Raw genomic sequence first — 649 nt, forward strand, 5'->3', positions numbered from 1 at the left:
ATTTCAGCCCTGAAAAGGCCTTCGATGATAGTCCACCGTAAAGACGCTCACCCTCTCAAAGCAGCTAATCAACTGATTTAAAAGGATCTTTTCAAGAACAGGCGCTTCCAATTAACGCTAGAACATCAAGACGAATTCTCCCAGCAATAAGGCCCACAGAAAACACACGTACCGTATAGCTAGTGGTATTTACGTATAGCTAGGTAAGCCGCCCTCCATATCGCCAGTCTCCAGCGCCTCCCAAGCAGCTCAGACGCCCAGGCCAATAAAGTACTTTATGAACTGGCCAGCGTTTCGGCAGTAAAGTGCCAGTCGCCTGGACGCGGGCAATAATAAAGACGACGCCAGTTTGACCCAGCGTCGTCTTCGAGGCACCGTTAATGACTATCGACCATGCAACAGGGATGATTGTAGCACACTCCGATATCCTCGACACCAGACTCTGTAAAATTTTTCAAAAATTCGTCATGATGCTATGGACAGTCTGTAAAATTGTCAGTAAAATAGTGTCAGTTGAAAGCAAGAACATCTGTCTGCGCTTCAACCTTTCCCCACCAAAACCAGATTACCCATAAAGGCCACCATCACGATGCGACGCATTAACGGCACTACCCACTACACCATCGAAGAACTCGTTGAGATTATCAAT

It is taken from the genome of Skermanella sp., assembly GCF_059503625.1.